We start from the raw sequence: 20,082 nt of genomic DNA, 5'->3' as shown, positions 1-20,082 counted from the left end.
GAAAATTTTGTGGTACTATGAGGAAAAGGAGGGCTCTTTATGGCAAAGCTAGAAACGTTTTATCCCATTGTAGCTACACCAAAGCGTGCAGGCTATAAAGAATATCTACCGAGTGCGGTTCTTACAGGCTATATTCGCTGTTTTTGGGAGGCGGATGATAAGAATTTCCCGGGAAATAATTTAGTGGTTCCTGATTTATGTGCGGATATTATTTTTACAATTGATAGTAAAACAGGGCTAGTGACGGATGCTATATTTGTTGGCGTTAGTGATGCACCGTTTGAGTCTGACGATGAAAGTAATACCGAGCTTTTTGCTGTGCGATTTTATGCGTGGTCGTTATTTTTATTTGTCGAACAGGACTTGACTGGTAGCATGAATCGGGTAAAAGAGCCGGAAGAGATGTTTGCTGGATTTGTTTCGTTTTTTCAAGAGAGGTTTGCTGAAATGACGACGAACATGGAAAGAATAGCTTTATTAGAAGAATTTTTACTGCGAAAATTAATGATGCTTGGCAAGCAAGTCCATCCTGATTTTTTAAACGGTATTGATAAGTTACTACAAAATCCCAATCAACTTGCGTTAGGAGCTGTATCTGTTCGGCAGTTAGAACGGCTATTTCAAAAACATATGGGACTTGCACCAAAACAGACAGCAAAACTTATTCGTTTCCAAAAAGTATTACAGGCATTATATGAGAATCCAAGTGTGCCGGGCGCTGAGCTTGCTTATCTTCATGGTTTTACGGACCAGGCTCACTTAATTAAACAATTTAAACGATATAGTAATCACACCCCAGAAGAAATGAAGCAAATTTTTCTGCAAAATGTCGCAAATATACAATGAAAAACGTAAATGCTTTGTTAAACTAACGATATGGAGGTGCTTAAAATGATTAATGAATTTGTTTGTACAAATATTTCCACGCAAGATCCGGCGGCGTTGGTTGCGTTTTATCACGAAAAATTGGGAATTCCGATAGTATTCGAAGGGTACGACAATTATGACGGAGCGAAATTAGGTTTTTCTGAAAAGGCTCCCGGGATTATTGTTTGGAATAATAGCAAATGGGGCGAAGCAAGCGAATCTAAAGTGGAGTTTGTTTTCTCGTGTGATACTAATTTGGATGAGATGTACCGGGAACTTCAAACAGCGGGAGTGGAGACACCAGAACCTCGTGTGGCTGAGTGGGGCGGACGTGAACTGAATTTACTTGACCCAGATGGCAATAAGATTATGATTTTGGAGCCCGCACAATGAGCGATGAATTTGCTTGGATACAGAAGGAAATCAGTGGTCTTAAAGGAGTCCAGTATTCGTTTAAAGAAGAATGGGGAGCGGAGCGCTATCACGTTTTGGATCAGCTAATGGCAATGCGCGGAACGAATAAAGAAGGGCAGCCGATTTTAACCTTGAAGTGCGATGCCGAAAAAAGTGAGCAACTTCGCGCAGAAAATCGAGCCATCGTTCCCGGTTATTACATGAATAAACGAGTTTGGATTTCTGTTTTATTGGAAGAAGAACGAGATAAAGACTTGATTCGCGCATTAATTCAGCATGCGTACTCAGAAGCGAAGAATAAGTTGCCAAAATATAAACAAGCGGAACTTTTTGACTAATTTAGTTAAGAAGTTCTTATTTCTGTTATAATGAAATTGATTGTGAAAAAGAAAACAAAAAGGAGATGAAAAGATGGATATTAATATGTTTATCCTATACTTCTTCATTTATTCTGTTCTTGGATGGGCTTGGGAGGAAATTTTTTGCTCGATTTCAGAGAAGAAGTTAGTGTATCGTGGTTTTCTTTATGGACCATATTGTCCCATTTACGGGTTTGGGGTAACGACAGTTTTAATGATGATTTTACCGTTTCAAAATAACTTATGGGCCTTATTTATTTTTTCGATGATTATTTGTACGGTGATTGAATATGTTACCGCAACGATTTTAGAAGCATTATTCCATACAACATGGTGGGATTATCACAATTGGCCACTCAATGTAAAAGGACGAATTTGCTTGCCGATTTCGATTTTTTGGGGATTTGCTTGTATTATCGTTGTACGCTTCTTGCACCCACTTGTCACCGAATTTGCAGATTGGATTTTAAGCTGGGGTGGCTGGATTATTCCTGCACTCATCGTGGTTCTGATGCTTATTGATACGATTAAATCTGTCACAAGTATGCTATCATTCCAAAAAGCACTTGCCGAATTTAATGAAAAACTAACTGCCCAAGCAAATGAACTAAAAGCAAGCGTAAAAGAACGGGCGAAAGAATTTGAAGAAGGACTTTTGAAGAAACAAGAAAATGTTGATATGAAAATTGCTGAAATAGAAGCAAAACGTAAGCAAGACAAAGAACTTGCTGCCAGCATGCGCAAACTTAAATTTAATGAACGACGAATGTTAAAATCGTTCCCGAAAATGAAAGTGAAACGCGCGGCGCCATTTAAGAATTTCAACAAAAGTTTACTTCGGGTCGATAAACAGAAAAGAAAATAGAGAAACTGATTATGGCGCGAATGGTATTTTTTATCATTTGCGCCTTTTTTTGCGTTATTTTTTACAAAACGTGTAGAAAGAACAGCCTATCTTTTGTATGATTAAGAAGAAACATCGCCCCGCAAAGCTCCGTTACTTCATTCTCATTTTTGTTTCAAAGTAGATTTTACCTACCTTCAAGAAGTTTCATAATCTCGCTATATATCAAGCTTTACAAGCAACTTTCACATATTTGCAAATAATAGGATTGTTAAAAAAGTCACAAGTAAAGCCCAATGATGTACATTCTTTCCGCAAGTTATTGGGATGAAAGCGTGTACATTTTTATTAGATTTAGATTTATAATTAAAACGAACAGGAGGGAACGACATGTATTTGGATGAGAGAAGTAATTCACTTTTAAAAGAACTCTTACGACATCCTGACACATCGAGTACGAACTTACAAGCAAAATTCGGTTTAACTCGAAGACAAGTCGACTATAGTTTCCAAAAAATTAATAATTGGCTAGAAGAACAGACTTACCCGAAGATTCATCGTGCCGCAAATGGTCGATTTATCGTAGAACCTGACCTGTTTCAAATCATTGGTGAGGAAGATGGCGAAAAAACAGATTGGTACATCCCGTCAGAAAAGGAACGCGCTAGTCTAATCATCCTCATGTTAACAACAGGAAGTGAAGAGTTATCCCTTAATCACTTTATAAGCGAGCTGGAGGTGAGCAAGAACACCGTATTACGAGACTTGAAGCTGGTACAAAAGACACTTGAAAAATTCAACCTTGAAGTTAAATATTCGCGGATGCGTGGCTATTTAATTGACGGAGACGAGTGGAATCAGCGGACGGCACTCATTTATGCGGCAGAACACATCATAGAAAGTTTTGGCGGCGAAGAGTATTTACAGGATTTCATGCAAGTGGACGAAGCGAGAATTAAAGAGCTTCGGGAAAAATTGGAACAAGTTGAGCATCATCTGAATTTGCATTTTATTGACAATAAAATGCAAATACTGCCTTACATTTTAGAAGCTGTTTTTCGGCGGATGAAGAAGGGGCAAACAATTACGACATCTTTCCTGATTGACTACAATGAATTGTCAGATACTCGGGAATACGGAGCAGCAGAGATTTTTATTGAAGAAGAGCCGAATATGCCAGAAGCAGAGCGAATGTACATCACATTACAACTTTTAACTTCCAATGTACTTCCGAAACAATATTTGAAATCGGAGGAAACGCACAAGTTAAGACTGGCGCTGGAACAAGTTCTAAGCGAATTTGAGAAAAAGGCTTGTATTCAACTAGTAGACAAAGAATCGTTACTTGAAAAATTATTTGCACACATTAAACCTGCGTATTATCGAATTAAGTATCATCTTACAACAGATTACAGCATTTTAGACAAGATTGATCAAGAATTCCAAGCCGTGCATTACATCGTGAAAGAGTCGTTAGCACCATTAGAACGTTTTATTGGTAGCAAAGTTCCTGAAAATGAAAGTATATTTATTACCCTTTTCATTGGAGGGCATTTAATCGAATCCACAGAGAAATTACAAACGAGACTAAAAGCAGTTGTGGTTTGTCCGAACGGATTGTCGATTTCGAGATTGATGGAAAAAACATTACGAAGCCTTTTTCCGGAAATATTTTTCTATCAAGCGATGTCGATTCGAGAATTTGAACAAACAAAGTTAGGTTATGACATTGTATTTTCCGCAGTGCCACTTTCGACCGACAAGAAATTTTTCCTTATCAACCAACTGATGGATGGGAAAGAACGCCTGGAGCTTAGACGCCGGGTGATGCGAGCGGTTTACTTAGTGGATGAGGTGAATATCAGCGTCGATCAATTAATGAAAACTATTTCCAAATTTGCTGATATTAAAGATGCTGCCCGTCTTGAAAAAGTGCTAGCAGATTATTTAATGCCAGTTCCAGAAGAAAACACATCCAAACACGAAGGCAAAAGCACACTCGCAGATCTACTCGAAGTAACGCGAATCACACGTAAGAAATCAGTGAAAGATTGGCATGAGGCAATTTATCATGCGGCTTTACCGTTACTTTCGGCGGGAGTGGTGGAACCAGCCTACGTGGAAGAAATGAAACGGCAATATCCGGCACCGATTATGAACATCATTCTCCGTAATACAATAGCTATCCCTCATGCTGAAACGGAAAAAGGAGTAAATAGCCTCGGAATGAGCTTGCTTTATCTAGAAGAAGGCCTGCCACTTGAAGGCGGTAAAGAGCTACATTTTATCGTTGTCATTGCAGCCATAGATAAAAACGCTCACTTCACAGCTTTACTACAATTGATGGAATTATCGGAGAACAAAAAAGAACTGAAAAAACTTGCGGATGCTGCGAACACAGAAGAAATGCACCAAATAATTAAAAACTTCACGGACTTGGAAACAAAAAAGACAATGTAGAGAAGTCAGAAAGAATTACAGGAGGATTTCGTAATGGATTTAGTACAATTTTTGAAAAAAGGAATGGTTTGGGTTCAATCGGATATCGAGAAACAAGAGGACCTATTCCAAATGGTCGCAGAAAGTGGAAAGTCTGAAGGATATGTAACGGATGACTTTTTAACAAGACTAACAGACCGTGAACAAACCTTTCCAACGGGGCTAAAATTAGATGGATACGGCGTGGCATTACCGCACACGGATCCAGAATGCGTTACGGAACAATTTATCGCCGTAATCACTGTGAAAGATGGCATTCCATTTAAATTAATGGAAGATGCTGGTCAAACGGTTGAAGCGAATTTGATTTTCGTACTCGGACTAAATGAACCTCACAGCCAGCTCGCGGTACTTCAGCAATTGATGGGGACGATTCAGGATAAAGACAATGTAGCCGCATTACTCAGAGCGAAAGATGAAGACGAAGTAAAACAAATTTTAGAAACTATTACCGTTTAAAAAAAACAGGAAAATTAGCCGCGGGAAATCGCAGCAATTAATTAGGAGGAATTTATCATGGGACAATTTAAAATTTTGGTAGCTTGTGGAGCAGGAATTGCAACATCAACAGTAGTAACGGACAGAGTAGAACGTTTGGTAAAAGAAAACAACGTGGACGCAGAAGTAAAACAAATTAAAATTTCAGAAGCAGCATCTATGCAAGACGGAGCGGATTTAATCGTATCAACAACTATTTTACCAACAACTTACAAAATCCCAGCGATTATTGCAACTTCTTACATCACTGGTATGGGTATGGAAGAATTAGACGAAGAAATACTTGCGCACCTTAAATAAAGGCTGCGCAAGGGAGTTTAGAAATCATCATTAAACAGAGAAAAAAGGAGGAAATATTAAATGGATACACTTCTGTCAGGAGTACAGTATGTTTTAAACTTGGGGCCTACAGTTATTTTGCCTATTATGATTTTCTTTATTGCATTAATTTTCCGAGTACCAGCAAAGAAAGCGCTTCGTTCAGCGATTACGATTGGTATCGGGTTTGTAGGTATTAACCTTGTTATTAGTTTACTATCTAGTAACTTAGGTCCGGCAGCGCAACAAATGGTTGAGCGTTTTGGACTGAATTTAACAATTATTGATGCAGGTTGGCCAGCAGCAGCCGCGGCTTCATGGGCTTCTCCAGTTGCAGCAATTTTAATTCCAATCTGTTTGGTAGTTAACTTAGCACTTATTTTCTTCAAAGTTACGAAAACACTCGATATTGATATTTGGAACTACTGGCACTTCATCGCAGCAGGTGCAACTGGTTATATCGTAACTGGTGGTAACTGGTGGTTCGCGATTCTTTGTGCGATCATCTATGAAGTTGCTGTTCTTTGGATGGCAGACAGAACACAACCTATGGTAGAAGAATTTTACGGATTAAAAGGGATCTCCTTACCAACAGGTTCTACAGCAGCATTCGGTTTCATCGGTATTCCGGTTGGTTGGCTAATCGCTAAAATCCCTGGTATTAAAAACATCCATGTTGACCCAGAAACTATTCAAAAACGTTTTGGTATTTTCGGGGAACCAATGATGATGGGTCTTATTCTAGGTATTGCAATCGGTATTCTTGCAGGCTATGACGTTGGCGCAGTTGCACAACTTGGTATGTCCATGGGTGCGGTAATGTTCTTAATGCCTCGTATGGTTAAAATTTTAATGGAAGGTTTAATTCCAATTTCAGAATCCGCTCGTGAATTCATGAAATCTCGTTTCAAAGGCCGCGAACTTTATATCGGGCTTGATGCAGCACTTTCAATCGGTCACCCAGCGAATATTTCTACTGGTTTAATCCTTGTTCCAATCACTCTTTTCTTAGCTGTTATCATTCCTGGTAACAAAGTACTTCCTTTTGGTGACTTGGCAACTATTCCATTCTACGTATCATTCGTAGTAGCATCTCGTAAAGGTAACATTCTTCACTCTGTTTTAGCTGGAACTGTAGTTATTGCACTAGCGCTTCTTATGGCAACTGACTTCGGTCTTGTTCATACAGAAATGATGAAAGGTGTTTACGAATTCCCTAAAGGAGCAACACAAGTTAGTACACTTGATATGGGTGGTAACTTCTTTAACTGGGTTATTCTTAAATTCTCTCAAGCTTGGGCAGCTATTTTCTAAGTTTTGTCTTAATGATATAGAAGAGGTGATAGTAACATGAGAGCAGCTGTGTTATACGAGAATAATGTAATAAAAGCAGAACAAATTGATGAAGCGACTTGTGGGAAAGATCAAGTTCGTGTCGAAGTAAAAGCAGTCGGAATATGCGGATCAGATATTCATAAAATGCAGACTCGCTGGAAATACCCATTGCCTGCTGTAATGGGACATGAATTTGCAGGTGTAGTTACAGAAATTGGTAGCGAAGTAACAAACGTAGCTATTGGTGACCGTGTTGCAGGGATTCCGCTTGAGCCTTGTATGGAATGTAATTATTGTAAAGCGGGCGACTTTGCATTATGTGACAACTACCGGATGGTGGGATCACACTTCCACGGCGGATTTGCTGAAAATGTCGTCATGAAAGCCGACAATGTCATTTCTATCGGCGACCTTGATTTTGAAGAAGGTGCGATGATTGAACCACTTGCTGTATCAATGCACGGAGTACTTGGTATTCAGCCGAGACTTGGCGATACGGTGATTGTCTTCGGAATTGGAACCATCGGAATCTTGGTTGTACAATGCTTACTTCTTGCGGGAGTAAAAGATATTATCGCGGTTGATATCAGTGATAAAAAATTAGCAGACGCGCGGGAATTCGGTTGTAAATACACCATTAATCCAAAAAACGAAGACTTAAAAGAACGCGTTTTTGCTTATACAAATGGTCTTGGGGCAGATATTGCACTCGAGTGTGCTGGTTCCAAAATAACGCAAGAACAATGCCTTCTTGTAACGAAGAAAAAAGGTAAAGTTGGTTACTTAGGAATCGCCTACGCAGATGTGCTTTTACACGAGGAAGCTTTTGAAAATATTTTTAGACGTGAACTTACGCTGAAAGGTTTTTGGAATTCTTACTCGGCACCATTTCCAGGTGAGGAGTGGCGTACGTCGATTGAATTCGTGAAACAAGGTCGAATTAAACTGAAACCACTAATTTCGCATCGTTATAAGCTAGAAGAAACGAAAGAAGCGTTTGATATGATTCTTTCCAGAGAGCATGATTATAACAAAGTGATGATATTGCCGCAGAAAGGTGACGATTAATTTGAAAGCAGTAGTAAAAACAAACCCCGGATATGATCAAATGGAGCTAAGAGATGTAGAAGAACCACAAGTCTATGGCGACAAAGTAAAAATCAAAGTAGCATTCACTGGTATTTGCGGATCAGACATCCATACGTTTAAAGGTGAATACAAAAATCCAACAACTCCCGTCACACTGGGACATGAATTTTCTGGTGTCGTTGTAGAAGTTGGGCCAGATGTAACAAGTATCAAAGTGGGAGACCGTGTCACAAGTGAAACAACTTTTGAAACTTGTGGAGAATGTATTTATTGTAAGGAACGTGATTACAATTTATGTAGCAATCGTCGCGGCATTGGTACGCAAGCAAATGGTAGTTTTGCAGAATTTGTTTTATCTCGCGAAGAAAGTTGTCACGTGCTTGATGAACGTATTTCGCTCGAAGCAGCAGCACTAACAGAACCGCTTGCATGTTGTGTGCATTCGGCGCTTGAAAAAACAACGATTCGTCCAGATGACACAGTACTTGTTTTCGGACCAGGTCCAATTGGTTTGTTACTAGCTCAAGTTGTGAAAGCGCAAGGGGCAACGGTGATTATGGCAGGAATTACCAAAGATAGTGACCGCTTACGTCTAGCAAAAGAGCTTGGAATGGACCGGATTGTCGATACTTTAAAAGAAGACTTGGCTGAAGTTGTGCTTGGCATGACAGATGGTTACGGAGCGGAACGCGTATTTGATTGTTCTGGCGCAGTACCCGCTGTAAATCAAGGATTACCTCTAACGAAGAAAAAAGGCGATTTTGTTCAAGTAGGACTTTTTGCCGAAAAGAAAAATGCGATTGATGAAGAATCCATTATCCAACGTGAAATTGCTTATATCGGCAGCCGTTCGCAAAAACCATCTTCTTGGATTTTAGCGCTCGACTTACTAGCAAATGGCAAAATCAATACGGATAAAATGATTACTAAAGTATACGGTTTGGATGACTGGCGCGAGGCTTTCGAGGCAGTTATGGCAGGAAATGAAATTAAAGTATTAGTGAAATCTTAATAATGGAGGATGGGCTGTATGAAAAAACATCAAAAAAAGGATAACCGTGCAAACGAATCCAAAGCTTCTCGGGCTCAGATGTTTTACAGTAGTCATCCTTAGAAATGAGCCGAGAACATATTCGCGTATGTTCTCGGTTCCATTTCATTATAAGACGTTAAAAGAAAAAAATCTATTAATGAAGGTGAAATTAAATGAAATTAACAATTGGTTGCGACCACGGCGGACGTAGACTAAAAGATGCCATTGTGAAACATTTACGTGAAAAAGATATTGAAGTTGTTGATATTGGAACATATACAGATGAAAGTGTCGATTTTCCATCTTATGCAGAAGAAGTTGCCAATCAAGTAGTAAGCGGGCAATCTGAACTCGGTATTTTGTGCTGTGGAACTGGAATAGGTATGAGTATTGCTGCTAACAAAGTGGACGGAATCCGTGCTGCGGTTGTTTCGGATACTTTCTCAGCGCGTGCCACCCGTGAACATAACAATAGCAATGTTCTCTGTCTAGGCGAACGCGTTATCGGTGAAGGATTAGCGCTTTTACTTGTTGATACTTGGCTTGAGGCATCATTTGCAGGAGATCGCCATAAACGCCGCTTGGATAAAATTACTGAACTCGAAAGAAAGTGAGGATGAACATGAGGAAAATAGCCGCTTCAATTATGTGTGCAGACCAACTACATTTAGGTGAAGAGCTCCGTCGCCTTGAATCTGCTGGTGTGGAACTACTACACTGCGATGTGATGGACGGTGTATATGTGAATAATCTTGCGCTCGGTCCAGAATATTTGGAAATAGTGCGAAACAATACAGAAATCCCTCTAGACATACATTTGGCTACGATTACCCCACTTAAATATATTGACATGTTTGGTCCTGTGAAACCGGAATATATTTCTTTTCATGTAGAAGTAGCGGAAGACGTGTCAGAAGTCATCCGGAAAATCCGCTCTTACAACGTTAAACCATCGATTGCGATAAATCCAGAAACACCTATCGAAGCCATTTATCCTTATTTAGATGATGTCGAAATGGTGTTAATGATGACTGTAAACCCGGGTTTTGCGGGACAAAAATTTCAAACAGATGTATTACAAAAGCTACATGATTTAAAAGCAAAACTAGCTGGAAAAGTCCATGCGCCGCTCATTGAAGTGGATGGCAATATTAATAAAGAAACAGTAGGCTTAATGCGAGATTGCTTACCAGACATTTATGTACTAGGCACATCCGCGTTATTTCATGACCGAGATAAAACGAGTTATGCAGAAAGACTAGTACACATTTGGTCAGATGTAGAAAAACATGTGTAATAAAGCACAAACAATTTAAGGGAGATGACAGTTTTGAAAAAAACATTAGATAGACAAGCCGTGGACACGATTCGTTCGTTATCCATTGATATGATTGAGAAAGCAAATTCAGGACACCCAGGAATGCCGATGGGAGCAGCTCCAATGGCGTATATGCTATTTGCGAAACATTTAGTATTCAACCCAGCCAACCCAGAATGGTTTAACCGCGATCGCTTTGTTTTATCAGCAGGACACGGGTCTGCGCTACTTTATAGCATGCTTCATTTATTTGGTTATGATGTAAAAATGGAAGACTTAAAACAGTTCCGTCAATTAGATAGTTTGACACCAGGACACCCTGAATTTGGATGGACTGCTGGAGTCGATGCAACGAGTGGCCCGCTTGGACAAGGGATTGGTATGGCGGCTGGAATGGCGCTTGCAGAGTCTCATTTAGCGGCGGAGTATAACCAACCAAATTATCCAATTGTCGACCATTATACGTATGCGATTTGTGGTGACGGAGACTTGATGGAAGGCGTGGCATCAGAAACAGCCTCACTTGCAGGACATTTAGGACTTGGGAAATTAATCGTATTGTACGATTCCAATGATATTTGTTTAGATGGAGATTTAAGCGCAACGTTCAGTGAAAATGCAGCAGACCGTTTCCGCGCATACGGCTGGCAAGTTTTACGTGTAGAAGATGGCAACAATTTAGCGGCAATTCAAGAAAAAATTGTTCAAGCAAAATTAGAAACATCGAAACCAACGCTAATCGAAGTGAAAACAGTCATCGGTTACGGCGCGCCAACAAAAGCAGGCAGCTCCGCAAGTCACGGTGCTCCGCTCGGTGAAAAAGAAGCAAATGGTGCAAAAGAGCATTACGAATGGGCAGAAGAGCCTTTCACAGTACCAGCCGAAGTTCGTGATTACTTAAGAAATTACAAAGCTCGCGGGGAAAAACTAGAGGGTGCTTGGAACACAATGCTCGCTAATTACAAAAAAGAATTCCCAGAACTTGCAAGTCAATTAGACCGCGTGTTAGCGGGAGAAGTAGCTGCCGATTGGAACGCTAATTTGCCAACTTTTGAAGCAGGCACAAATGTTGCAACGCGCTCTGCTTCTGGGAAAATGATTAACGCAATTGCAGCCGAATTACCGGAACTTTTCGGGGGATCCGCTGACTTAGGTTGCTCGAACAAAACATTTATTGATGCGAGCCCAGCATACAGCATTCAAGACCCAGCTGGTAAAAATATCTGGTTCGGTGTGCGCGAATTTGCGATGGGAGCAATGTTAAACGGAATGGCACTTCATAGCGGTTTGCGAGTGTTTGGCTCGACTTTCTTCGTCTTCTCAGACTATGTCCGCCCAGCAATGCGGATGGCTGCTTTAATGCAACTTCCAGTAACGTATGTATTCACGCATGACAGTATCGCTGTAGGTGAAGACGGCCCGACACATGAACCAATCGAACAACTAGCCTCGCTTCGTGCTATGCCAGGCCTAACAGTTATTCGCCCAGCCGATGCCAAAGAAACCCGCGCTGCTTGGGAAATTGCCGCAACTAACACAAATGGTCCAATCGCACTTGTATTATCACGCCAAGACTTACCAGTGCTTGAAAATGCACAAGAAGAAGTGGATGCAGGTGTAGATAAAGGTGCTTATATCGTAGCACCAGCAAATAGTTCCAAACCAGACGCTATCATTATCGCAACAGGATCAGAAGTGTCCCTTGCAATTGAAGCGAAAGCCGAACTTGCGAAAAAAGATATCGACGTTTCCGTTGTTAGTTTATCCAGCTGGGAACGCTTTGAAAAAACAACCGATGCTTATAAAGAAAGCATTTTACCAAAAGAAGTCACAGCGAGATTTGCGATTGAAGCAGGAGCAACATTCGGTTGGAAAGAATTTATTGGGTCAGAAGGCGATATGTTAGGAATCGATCACTTCGGCGCATCTGCCCCTGCGAAAGATTTGTTTAACGCTTATGGATTTACACCAGAAAATGTGGCGGATCGTGTCGAAACTGTGATTGCGAAAGCCGGTGTGCGCGTATGACATTCGTAGCGCCATCGTTACTCGCAGCTGATTATATGAACATGGCAAACTCCATTAAAGAAGCAGAACATGCCGGAGCTGACTACCTTCATATCGATGTCATGGACGGACATTTTGTGCCGAATCTGACGTTTGGAATTGATATGGTCGAGCAAATCAAGAAAACAGCGACTATTCCACTGGATGTCCACTTAATGCTCTCGAACCCAGAAAACTATATTGAAAAATTTGCAGCAGCTGGGGCGCACATTATTTCCGTGCATATCGAAGCGGCGCCGCACATCCACCGCGTCATTCAACAAATTAAGGCAGCGGGCTGTAAAGCGGGAGTCGTGCTTAATCCAGGAACACCGGCGAGCGTGCTGGATGCCGTTTTAGCAGATGTAGATTTAGTTTTACAAATGACCGTAAATCCAGGGTTTGGTGGACAAGCTTTCATTGATTCTACCATCAAAAACATGCGCTATCTGGATCATTGGCGCCGAGAAAATAACGGCAGCTATGTGATCGAAGTCGACGGTGGTGTAAATGCCGAAACCGCAGAAAAATGTAAGCAAGCGGGCGTAGACGTTCTTGTAGCAGGCTCTTACTTCTTTAGAGCAGATGATAAAATTGCTTGTATCAAAGAATTAAAAGCGTAACAAAAAAGTGCTACAAACCAACTAGCGGTTTGTAGCACTTTTTTATGGAGTGGTTTAACTTCTTTTAAAGAAAAAGAAGCTAGTAGATAACAACGTCAATAAACTTCCTAGTGCAAAAAAGAGAGCATCTTTTGAATCACCAGTAGTTGGGAGGATATTAGAGGTGTTTTTATCAACTTTTTTTGTTGCTTCGGATGAAATCACAGTATCATTAGTACTCAGTGTAGTATTGTCGGTCATTTCTCCATTGGTATTTGTATTATCACTGTTTGCTATTTTTTCATAAATATAGGTAACAGTTGCAGGGGTTGTGCTAAAAGTACCCGATTCATTTCCTTCCACTTTTTGAAGTTTATAGCCTGCTATGTCTTTGCTTTTAGTTTGGTAGGTATTATTTACTTCACCGGTTAAAACAGTATCTTTTGCTAGTGTTTTACCCGATTCATCTTGATATTTTACAGTGACTGTCCCATTTTGGACAGCAGTTTTTTCATAAATATACGTTACATTTTGCAGTGTTTCAGAAAATTGTCCTGTCGCATTTCCGGGTGTTTCTTTTAAAGTATAGCCATCTATTATTTTAGGAGTAGTGACGTAATTTTCACCAATACTACCATCTAATCTAGTAGAAGTAGCTAATTCATTCCCAGACGCATCTTTATAGGAAACTAGGACTGGTTTAGTATACTTGAAGTAGATAAATGGCTTTCCAGAAGGACCATATTCAGAAATATCATAGTAAGAATCAAATCGATTTGTCCCAGTGAAAAGTGAAAAAGTAGATTCGAGTGGCTCTGCTGAAAAGTTTAATGCTTTTTCGGCTTGATTATACGTAATACCATTCGCTAAATCAGTTATGAATAAATTATCTGTAGTCAAATGAGCCGAAGCATCTTGAAACTGAATGTAATTTTCTATAGGTAGGATGTGGTTGCTTGGTACAATGAGTGTACTTAAAACTGTTTGAGCGGCAAAAGCTTGATAAGCCATTTGAAGATTTGGGTTTTGAATTGTAATATTAGTAATAAAATTATTTTCAAAGGCAGAAGCATCAATACTTTCAACAGTGGCTGGTGTAGTCACTGTTTTTAAATTATTAGCTAAAAATGCTTGGGAAGGAATATTTTTTAAAGCAGTAGAATAAGTTATTTTTTCTAATTTATTGACACTAAAAGAGTTCCTCCCTATAGTCTGCACTGAGTTGGGTAAGACTAGTTGTTCAAGTGAATTGATGGTAAAAGCACCATCGCCAATAGTTATAACTGTATTAGGAATCGTTACATTAGTTAATCTCTTGGATTTGAATGCGCCATTCCCGATAGCAGTAACGGTATATTCATTATTAGTACCAAGTGTTGTAGGAATGGTAATATCAGTAGACTGTCCTGTATAATCAGTAATGGTAGCTTCATTTCCATTTATTGTATATTCATAGTCACCAGATGTTTCGGCAGAACCAATAGTTGGAAATAAAAACAAGAATATGGCAAAACAAAAAATACCCCAAAATCTTCTTTGTAACACAGAAAAGCCCCCTTACTTGAGTTTTTTTATATTTTCCCTTACACAAAACATCTAAACTTTTCTATATTCATATCTGTGTGGAATAAGTTTTTTTTAATTGATACATGTCTAGCTCTAGCTTATACTTAAATTAATACGACAACAAAAAGGAAGAGATATTATGACACAACTAGCATTTCGAAACGGGACAGAACAAGACACGACGTTAATTCTTCGTTTTATTACCGAACTTGCAATTCATGAAGGCATTGAAAAAGATGTAGTAGCAACCGAATCCGGCCTACACAAAGCCCTTTTTCAAGAAAAATCTGCCGAAGTAATTATCGCTGAATACGAAGGGGAGCCAGTTGGTTTCGCACTCTTTTTCCATAACTTTTCCACATTACTTGGCAAAAAAGGCTTATACCTAGAAGACCTTTACATCATTCCAGAAATGCGCGGAAAAGGCTTTGGAACAAAATTTTTCAGCTATTTATCCAAACTCGCTTTATCTCGCGATTGCGGCAGATTTGAATGGTGGTGCCTAAACGAAAATAAATCAGGCATGGATTTTTACGAAAAAATTGGCGCAGAGAAAATGTCAGAATGGACCGTACATAGGCTCACTAAAGCCGAAATGGAAAAACTAAGCAACCTATAAAGGATGGGATTTAAATGAAATGGGATAAACTATTAAATGATAAACGCCGCCGCGAATCCGGTGTCACTCGTTCGAAAAACACCGACGTACGTAGCGCTTTCGAAAATGATTTTCAGCGTATCGTTATGAGTGCATCGTTTCGCCGTTTACAAGATAAAACCCAAGTATTCCCGCTAGAAAAAAGTGATTTTGTGCGTACACGACTAACCCATTCAATGGAAGTAAGTACAATCGCAAAATCAATGGGGAACATGGTTACACACACGATTCAAGAAGAAAACTTAGACAAAGATTTTACAAAAGATCATGCGGATAAAATTCCGGAAATCCTTGCTTGTGCAGGACTGTTACATGATATGGGGAATCCGCCGTTCGGTCACTTTGGTGAAGAAAGTATCCGTGAGTGGTTCCGCGACAATTTAGCAACCATCACTTACAAAAATAAAAGCCTAGCTGAAATCCTAACACCACAAATGAAAGAAGACTTTTATTACTTTGAAGGTAACGCGCAAGTGCTTCGTGTAGTTTCCAAACTGCATTATCTTTTCGACCAATACGGCTTAAACCTAACATTTGCCACTTTAAATGCGGTCATCAAATACCCAGTTTCTTCCTTAAAAGTAAATAAAAAACAAATCAAAAGCAAAAAACTAGGCTATTTTTATGCCGATGAATCACTTTTTAATGAAATAACAACTGCAACAGAAGCGCTTGATAACCGTCATCCGCTCACTTATTTACTAGAAGTGGCAGACGACATCGCGTACCTAAATGCCGACCTAGAAGACGGCGTGAAAAAAGGTATCGTCAACATCACGCAAATCTTAAAAGGTTTTGAAGAAGTAGAAGAGCATAATAAAGTAACTGCCGCGTGCTACAACGAACTTAAGAAAAAAAGCGAGCGCTACGAAGGGCAAGAAGAAAGTTTCATTGTACAACAATGGCTCGCATCGAACGTCCGCGGCCAATTAATCAATCGCTCACTCGAAGTATTTTACGAGAACTACGACGCCATCATGGCAGGCACATTCAACGACTCACTTATCGATGCTTCAAGCGCCGAACAACTCGTACAAATTTTACAAAGCCTATCATTCACGTACATTTACCAAGATAAAGGCATTGTTGAATCCGAAATCGCCGGCAACGAAATCATCTCCAAATTGCTCGAAACGTTCATCCCAGCTGTGATTTACTACGACAGCGAAACACCAGAACGCCAAACAGCCAAAGATAAACGCCTACTAACCTTGATTTCCGACAACTACCTAGGCTGTTACCGCAAAAACGCAGAAGGCGAAAGCGAAACAATGAAACTGTACTTGCGATTACTTCTCGTAACAGACTTCATTTGCGGCATGACCGACAGCTACGCGAAAGATTTATATCAACGTTTGAATGGACTTAGCTAATTAACTAAATTTCAAGTAACACCTTGACATCCGAACGTCAAGGTGTTACTATATTCAAGGTGCCTCTACTATAAACAGAGGTCTGAAAATAAAACAGCGTTGTAGGTTGAACTTACAGCCATTTTATTTTACCGAAAAAATGAACCACCTGGATGTGTGGAACTACTAAACAAGGAAGGAGGAATTTATCCCATGCCTACAATTAACCAATTAGTACGCAAACCTCGTCAATCTAAAATTAAAAAATCTACATCACCTGCTTTGAACAAGGGCCTAAACAGTTTTAAAAGAGAACTAACAGACGTTAACTCTCCGCAAAAACGTGGCGTATGTACTCGTGTTGGTACCATGACTCCTAAAAAACCTAACTCGGCGCTTCGTAAATATGCCCGTGTACGTTTGAGTAATGGTATTGAAGTAACAGCTTACATTCCTGGTATTGGTCACAACTTACAAGAACATAGTGTTGTTCTTATTCGTGGTGGACGTGTAAAAGATTTACCAGGGGTACGTTATCATATCGTTCGTGGAGCGCTTGATACAGCTGGTGTTGAAAATAGAGGACAAAGCCGTTCTAAATACGGTACGAAAAAACCTAAAAAATAATACTTATAAAATATGAAAGGAGGATATCCGATGCCTCGTAAAGGTCCTGTTGCTAAACGTGACGTGTTACCAGATCCGATTTATAATTCGAAACTAGTAACTCGTTTAATTAATAAAATGATGGTTGACGGAAAACGTGGAAAGTCTCAAGCTATCCTATATTCCGCATTCGATATCATTGCACAAGAAACTGGTAAAGATCCGATGGAAGTATTTGAACAAGCTATGAAGAACATTATGCCTCTTCTTGAAGTTAAAGCTCGCCGTGTAGGTGGTGCTAACTATCAAGTACCTATCGAAGTACGTGCTGACCGTCGTTCTACTCTTGGTCTTCGTTGGTTAGTAAATTATGCTCGCCTTCGTGGAGAGAAAACAATGGAAGTACGTGTTGCTCGCGAAATCATGGATGCTGCCAATAATACTGGTGCTTCTGTTAAGAAACGCGAAGATACACACAAAATGGCTGATGCTAACAGAGCGTTCGCTCACTATCGTTGGTAAAAAAATCACTGACAAATTCCAGGCGTATTGCCTGAAAAATTGTTTTATGGAAGGAGAAATACAACATGGCTAGAGAGTTCTCCTTAGAAAAGACTCGTAATATTGGTATCATGGCCCACATTGATGCGGGTAAAACTACCACTACTGAACGTATCCTTTTCTATACAGGGCGTATTCACAAAATTGGTGAAACCCATGAAGGTGCTTCTCAAATGGACTGGATGGAGCAAGAGCAAGAACGTGGTATTACTATCACTTCTGCTGCGACAACAGCTCAATGGAAAGGCTACCGAGTAAACATTATCGATACACCAGGACACGTAGACTTCACAGTTGAAGTTGAACGTTCGCTTCGTGTACTTGATGGTGCTGTTGCGGTTCTAGATGCACAATCTGGTGTAGAACCACAAACAGAAACAGTTTGGCGTCAAGCTACTACTTACGGGGTTCCTCGTGTAGTATTCGTCAACAAAATGGACAAAATCGGCGCAGACTTCCTATATTCTGTAGGTACTTTGCATGAACGTTTGGCTGCCAACGCGCACCCAATCCAACTCCCAATCGGGGCCGAAGATACATTTGAAGGTATCATTGACTTAATCGAAATGAACGCGTTGTATTACGAAGATGATTTAGGAAATGACCCTCATATTAAAGAAATTCCAGCTGATCTGAAAGACTTAGCAGACGAATACCGCGGTAAATTAGTGGAAGCAGTTGCTGAACTTGACGAAGAGCTAATGATGAAATACCTAGAAGGCGAAGAAATTACAAAAGAAGAACTTAAAGCTGGTATCCGTAAAGGAACACTTAACGTTGAGTTCTATCCTGTAGTTTGTGGTACAGCATTCAAAAACAAAGGTGTTCAACCAATGTTAGATGCAGTACTTGATTACCTTCCAGCACCAACAGATGTTCCAGCTATTAACGGCGTATTGCCTGATGGAGAAGAAGCTGCTCGTCACGCTGATGATTCAGAACCATTCTCTTCCCTAGCATTCAAAGTTATGACTGACCCTTATGTTGGACGCTTAACTTTCTTCCGTGTTTATTCCGGTACTTTGAATTCCGGTTCATATGTACAAAACTCGACTAAAGGTAAACGTGAACGTGTTGGACGTATCCTTCAAATGCACGCTAATCACCGTGAAGAGATTTCGATCGTATACGCTGGTGACATCGCTGCTGCCGTAGGACTTAAAGATACAACTACTGGGGACACTTTATGTGATGAAAAAGAACAAATTATCTTAGAATCCATGGAATTCCCAGAACCAGTTATCCAAGTCGCTATCGAACCTAAATCGAAAGCTGACCAAGATAAAATGGGGCAAGCTCTTGCGAAACTAGCGGAAGAAGATCCAACTTTCCGTGCTGAAACTGACCAAGAAACTGGCCAAACTCTTATCTCCGGTATGGGTGAACTTCACCTTGACATCCTTGTTGACCGTATGAGACGTGAATTCCGCGTTGAAGCTAACGTTGGTGATCCACAAGTTTCTTATCGTGAAACATTCCGTAAATCTGCTCAAGTTGAAGGTAAATTCGTACGTCAATCCGGTGGACGTGGACAATATGGTCACGTTTGGATTGAATTCGGACCAAACGAAGAAGGTAAAGGATTTGAATTTGAAAATGCAATCGTTGGTGGGGTTGTTCCACGTGAATACATCCCAGCTGTACAAGCAGGTCTTGAAGGCGCACTAGATAATGGTGTACTTGCAGGCTACCCACTGATTGACATCAAAGCAAAACTTTACGACGGATCTTACCATGACGTCGATTCCAATGAAATGGCCTTCAAAGTGGCTGCTTCAATGGCATTACGTAATGCTGCTAAGAAATGTGATCCTGTAATCCTTGAGCCTATGATGGCTGTAGAGGTTGTTATCCCAGAAGAATACCTTGGTGATATCATGGGTAACATTACTTCCCGTCGTGGTCGTGTAGATGGTATGGAAGCTCGCGGTAACGCTCAAGTTGTTCGCGCATTTGTACCACTTGCAAACATGTTTGGTTATGCAACTCACCTTCGTTCAGGTGCGCAAGGTCGTGGTGTATACACTATGCAATTTGACCACTATGAAGAAGTTCCTAAATCTATTGCTGAAGAAATCATTAAAGCTAATGGTGGAAACAACAAAGAAGATTAATTG

General features: G+C 40.2%; 20 protein-coding genes. 19 read left to right on the top strand and 1 reads right to left on the bottom strand.

Annotated features, from left to right (window positions below):
• The first annotated feature begins 39 nt into the window (after positions 1 to 39).
• The 14 genes from GL301_RS13525 (at position 40) to rpe (ending at position 13,243) form a co-directional block, all read left to right on the top strand.
• A complete protein-coding gene (locus tag GL301_RS13525; RefSeq protein ID WP_003724979.1) occupies positions 40 to 846 on the top strand; it encodes a helix-turn-helix domain-containing protein in 807 nt (268 codons plus the stop codon).
• A gap of 45 nt (positions 847 to 891) precedes the next feature.
• Positions 892 to 1,260, top strand: coding sequence for a VOC family protein (locus GL301_RS13520; protein WP_003724978.1), 369 nt, complete (start codon positions 892 to 894; stop codon positions 1,258 to 1,260).
• Positions 1,257 to 1,619 (top strand): MmcQ/YjbR family DNA-binding protein, encoded by a 363-nt coding sequence (locus GL301_RS13515; protein ID WP_003724977.1) that lies wholly within the window; start codon positions 1,257 to 1,259, stop codon positions 1,617 to 1,619. Before GL301_RS13520 ends, GL301_RS13515 begins: the two co-directional genes overlap by 4 nt.
• Before the next feature lie 73 nt (positions 1,620 to 1,692).
• Positions 1,693 to 2,505 (top strand): putative ABC transporter permease, encoded by an 813-nt coding sequence (locus GL301_RS13510; protein WP_003724976.1) that lies wholly within the window; start codon positions 1,693 to 1,695, stop codon positions 2,503 to 2,505.
• A 369-nt stretch (positions 2,506 to 2,874) separates the two neighbouring features.
• Entirely contained in the window at positions 2,875 to 4,944 is a 2,070-nt protein-coding gene (locus GL301_RS13505; protein WP_003724975.1) for a BglG family transcription antiterminator, read from the top strand.
• Positions 4,945 to 4,977: 33 nt separating this feature from the next.
• Positions 4,978 to 5,442 (top strand): PTS sugar transporter subunit IIA, encoded by a 465-nt coding sequence (locus tag GL301_RS13500; protein WP_003724974.1) that lies wholly within the window; start codon positions 4,978 to 4,980, stop codon positions 5,440 to 5,442.
• Positions 5,443 to 5,499: 57 nt separating this feature from the next.
• Entirely contained in the window at positions 5,500 to 5,781 is a 282-nt protein-coding gene (locus GL301_RS13495; RefSeq protein ID WP_003722023.1) for a PTS sugar transporter subunit IIB, read from the top strand.
• Positions 5,782 to 5,841: 60 nt separating this feature from the next.
• The gene (locus GL301_RS13490) at positions 5,842 to 7,113 is read left to right on the top strand and encodes a PTS galactitol transporter subunit IIC (protein WP_003722022.1); all 1,272 of its coding nucleotides are present in this window, start codon (positions 5,842 to 5,844) and stop codon (positions 7,111 to 7,113) included.
• 36 nt (positions 7,114 to 7,149) lie between these two features.
• Complete coding sequence (locus GL301_RS13485) at positions 7,150 to 8,202, top strand: galactitol-1-phosphate 5-dehydrogenase (RefSeq protein ID WP_003772891.1); 1,053 nt, start codon at positions 7,150 to 7,152, stop codon at positions 8,200 to 8,202.
• Position 8,203: 1 nt separating this feature from the next.
• Positions 8,204 to 9,235, top strand: coding sequence for a zinc-binding dehydrogenase (locus GL301_RS13480; RefSeq protein ID WP_003727677.1), 1,032 nt, complete (start codon positions 8,204 to 8,206; stop codon positions 9,233 to 9,235).
• Between the two features lie 194 nt (positions 9,236 to 9,429).
• Complete coding sequence (gene rpiB / locus GL301_RS13475; protein ID WP_003728561.1) at positions 9,430 to 9,870, top strand: ribose 5-phosphate isomerase B; 441 nt, start codon at positions 9,430 to 9,432, stop codon at positions 9,868 to 9,870.
• A gap of 8 nt (positions 9,871 to 9,878) precedes the next feature.
• Entirely contained in the window at positions 9,879 to 10,553 is a 675-nt protein-coding gene (locus GL301_RS13470) for a ribulose-phosphate 3-epimerase (RefSeq protein ID WP_003724971.1), read from the top strand.
• A 33-nt stretch (positions 10,554 to 10,586) separates the two neighbouring features.
• The gene (tkt, locus tag GL301_RS13465) at positions 10,587 to 12,602 is read left to right on the top strand and encodes a transketolase (RefSeq protein ID WP_003727679.1); all 2,016 of its coding nucleotides are present in this window, start codon (positions 10,587 to 10,589) and stop codon (positions 12,600 to 12,602) included.
• On the top strand, positions 12,599 to 13,243 hold the full coding sequence (gene rpe / locus GL301_RS13460; RefSeq protein ID WP_003724969.1) for a ribulose-phosphate 3-epimerase: 645 nt from the start codon (positions 12,599 to 12,601) through the stop codon (positions 13,241 to 13,243). The genes tkt and rpe overlap by 4 nt, the downstream gene beginning before the upstream one ends.
• A gap of 54 nt (positions 13,244 to 13,297) precedes the next feature.
• On the opposite strand, the gene GL301_RS13455 is transcribed toward rpe, so the two are convergent.
• Positions 13,298 to 14,767: a MucBP domain-containing protein gene (locus tag GL301_RS13455; protein ID WP_012681463.1), complete on the bottom strand. Its 1,470-nt coding sequence runs from the start codon at positions 14,765 to 14,767 to the stop codon at positions 13,298 to 13,300.
• A 160-nt stretch (positions 14,768 to 14,927) separates the two neighbouring features.
• On the opposite strand from GL301_RS13455, the gene GL301_RS13450 reads away from it, so the two are divergent.
• From GL301_RS13450 to fusA, 5 genes are all read left to right on the top strand, one after another.
• Entirely contained in the window at positions 14,928 to 15,407 is a 480-nt protein-coding gene (locus GL301_RS13450; RefSeq protein WP_012681462.1) for a GNAT family N-acetyltransferase, read from the top strand.
• 14 nt (positions 15,408 to 15,421) lie between these two features.
• Positions 15,422 to 16,819: a deoxyguanosinetriphosphate triphosphohydrolase gene (locus GL301_RS13445; protein WP_003727683.1), complete on the top strand. Its 1,398-nt coding sequence runs from the start codon at positions 15,422 to 15,424 to the stop codon at positions 16,817 to 16,819.
• Between the two features lie 192 nt (positions 16,820 to 17,011).
• Positions 17,012 to 17,425: a 30S ribosomal protein S12 gene (gene rpsL / locus GL301_RS13440; protein ID WP_003720973.1), complete on the top strand. Its 414-nt coding sequence runs from the start codon at positions 17,012 to 17,014 to the stop codon at positions 17,423 to 17,425.
• A gap of 30 nt (positions 17,426 to 17,455) precedes the next feature.
• The gene (rpsG, locus tag GL301_RS13435) at positions 17,456 to 17,926 is read left to right on the top strand and encodes a 30S ribosomal protein S7 (protein ID WP_003722012.1); all 471 of its coding nucleotides are present in this window, start codon (positions 17,456 to 17,458) and stop codon (positions 17,924 to 17,926) included.
• Between the two features lie 65 nt (positions 17,927 to 17,991).
• A complete protein-coding gene (gene fusA / locus GL301_RS13430; RefSeq protein WP_274758814.1) occupies positions 17,992 to 20,079 on the top strand; it encodes an elongation factor G in 2,088 nt (695 codons plus the stop codon).
• Positions 20,080 to 20,082 lie beyond the last annotated feature (3 nt).

Origin of the sequence: Listeria sp. LM90SB2, from assembly GCF_028867355.1 — a bacterium.
Classification (GTDB): Bacteria; Bacillota; Bacilli; order Lactobacillales; family Listeriaceae; genus Listeria; species Listeria monocytogenes_B.
Note: the sequence above shows the minus strand (reverse complement) of the source record. Positions and strands in the feature narration are given on the sequence as shown.